This is a genomic window from Vibrio sp. bablab_jr001 (genome assembly GCF_016464285.1).
GTDB classification, from domain to species: Bacteria; Pseudomonadota; Gammaproteobacteria; order Enterobacterales; family Vibrionaceae; genus Vibrio; species Vibrio fluvialis.
The window spans coordinates 1-390 of record NZ_JACDWZ010000043.1; the positions used below are offsets into that span (position 1 = coordinate 1).

Annotated in this window: 1 pseudogene; it reads right to left on the minus strand. The window is 56.9% G+C overall.

From position 1 onward, the window contains the following. Positions 1-390, minus strand: a pseudogene (locus JIG40_RS07120) (type I secretion system permease/ATPase); the annotation flags it as partial.

The following is a 390-nucleotide window of genomic DNA, read 5'->3' on the forward strand; positions in this document are numbered from 1 at the left end:
GCCTGAATCAGCAGCGAGTAGACAATCAGAATCACCACGCCGGCGACCGGCACCAGCACCAGATTGCCGGCCATCAGCCAAATCAGGGTCAGAAACAGCAGCGCAAACGGCAGGTCAATCAGAGAGGCGATGGTCGCCGAGGTAAAGAACTCGCGAATTGACTCAAACTCCTGCAGGTGACGCGCAAAGGCGCCGACCGACGGCGGGCGCGACTCCATACGAATGCCCATCACTTTGGCAAACAGTTTGGAGGAAATCAGAATGTCGGACTTTTTCCCCGCCACGTCGATGAAGTAGTTGCGCAGCAGCTTGAGGGTCAAATCAAACAAGAAGATGATGAACACGCCGCTGGCCAGCACCCACAGGGTCTCAAACGCGAGGTTGGGCACC